The sequence below is a fragment of the Amphibacillus indicireducens genome (assembly GCF_039539605.1).
GTDB lineage: Bacteria > Bacillota > Bacilli > Bacillales > Amphibacillaceae > Amphibacillus > Amphibacillus indicireducens.
The window spans coordinates 1010-3029 of the sequence record NZ_BAABDL010000069.1 but is presented as its reverse complement, the minus strand read 5'-3'; the positions used below and the strand labels follow the sequence as shown (position 1 = coordinate 3029).

1 protein-coding gene and 2 pseudogenes are annotated in these 2020 nt (G+C 34.3%); 1 reads left to right on the top strand and 2 read right to left on the bottom strand.

Annotated elements, in window-relative coordinates; translation table 11 throughout:
* Positions 1–446: pseudogene (locus ABD814_RS06540) on the bottom strand (site-specific integrase); the annotation flags it as partial.
* A 152-nt stretch (positions 447–598) separates the two neighbouring features.
* Here ABD814_RS06540 and ABD814_RS06535 point away from each other — a divergent pair.
* Positions 599–1009, top strand: a pseudogene (locus ABD814_RS06535) (ATP-binding protein); the annotation flags it as partial.
* Positions 1010–1265: 256 nt separating this feature from the next.
* Here the strand turns inward: ABD814_RS06535 and ABD814_RS06530 are convergent.
* The coding region (locus ABD814_RS06530) for an ISL3 family transposase (RefSeq protein WP_344911510.1) at positions 1266–2020 on the bottom strand (755 nt) is incomplete at its 5' end.

Here is a 2020-nt window from a genome sequence, read left to right as displayed (position 1 = left end):
TCGAGGTAATCTATGAAAAAGAATAAACGTTGCATTCGTGTACGTAGTCCTCTTTTGGAGTATTCATTGGTCTCGCACTCCTTTTCATAGGCAATTAGTTCTTTTTCGAATTGTGAAGGTTTAACATAGCCTTTCTTTTTCACAATCCTTCGGATTATCACACCGTGTAGCTGGTAATCACCTAAAACCCTAATTCTTCTAATAGGTCCTCTAAGCCCTTTAGGCATGGCTTCGCCATAATAATCCACCGTGCATTTATACTTTTCCTTTAAAAAATCCATTCCCAATGTTTCAGAAAAGAAGATTTCATCCCTTTCTTTGGCAAATCCAATAACTCTTTTATAAAAAGCACGGTATCCACATAATGTGTTATATGAATAATTTAACCTTTCTAATTCTGATAAAACTTTAGAAACTAGTTCTTCAATAGGGAGCGTTATTTTCATATATCGCACCTCCAAGATTATTTTATAAATCTAGTGTGGGAGATTATGAAAAGAAATAAACATACATTTCAATTTATATTAGACATATATACTTATTTCTTTCCATAAATAATAACTTGCGATAATTTCCTTTATGGAAAGCTTGTCATAAGGGGAAATCACACTTAGCGACAGCACTGGGGCGGAAAGCTTGTAGAAACGGATATGAGGTTCGTTTCTATCGGGTCGCTGATTTAGTAGAGTTACTGGAAAAGTCATGGGCTGAAGGACGCTATCAACTTTTTCGTAATCGATTTAATAAAGTTGATTTGATTATTCTTGATGAAATGGGATATGTACCTTTCAGCAAGGATGGGGCTGAATTACTCTTTCAATTGATTTCTGATTGGTATGAACAGAAAAGTCTCGTTATAACGTCAAATTTAGAGTTTAGCCAGTGGAATAAGGTCTTTATGGATGCACGTCTTACCGCAGCCTTGGTGGATCGAGTTATTCATCACGCACATATATTAAGTTTTACTGGTGATAGTTATCGCTTAAAACATGCTTTATCGAATCGTTAATTACAAAGAAAATAAGGGTTGGCAAAGTTCTAAACTTTTTGTTGCATACTTCTAAACTTTTCACTTGCAAAACACAATACGCTTCAATTTGTTTCATTTCAGCATAGATAAGATGTGTTCCTTTGTGTGATTTTGTGATAGTATTTACTTGGGTCATGTGAATTCACTCCTTATATTGTGGTTCTACGTCAAGTAACGTTGGTGAAGAATTTTAGCCGATCATTATTTAGTTATTATTCACGATATGAGGCAGCGATTAAGCTGCTTTATATCGTGATTTATTTTGGTTTCTTATGCTTGAGTGTTTTTCTACCGCTTTAAACTTAAAATGGATCATGATGCGTTTCTTGTAATTATAAAAATTACGATAACCATACGCGACCTTGCTTAGTACCTTGATCTTATTATTAATCCCTTCAATGCGTCCATTATTATACGGGTAAATAAAACTATTTTTTATATAAGGTAGATGTTTTCTTAGTGTTTTAAGACTCGTTCTCATATAACTAGAAATGAGCGAAGAGCTACGCTCTTTTAAGACACGTTCTAGTACTTCAAACTGCTTCGTTTTTATCGCACGTAATAGGCGTTGATAAAGATGGTAATTCGCTTTTAATTCGGGATCATAATCTAACATTTCTTCGACAATACTCTTTTCTAATCGCTGTCCAAACAACGTATAGTACTTGTATTCTACGCTTGATACCTTCATGTCGCTTTTCACTATTAGTTTCCAATATCGCTTAAGACGTCGATACTTTTTCATCTCTTCATTATTCGATCTCTTTAAGCGATTCATCACTTTAACACGTGTCTGATTCATCGAACGACTAATGAGTTGAACTAAATGAAAACGATCGATAATAATCTCAGCTTGTGGAAAAATGTCTTTAATGACACTGACGTAACTAGCGTTCATATCAATTGTAATGGTTTTGACACGTTTACAGTCATCTAGACTATAGTTAGTGATAAAGTGATTTTTAATCACACGAGATGTCCGTGAGCTAA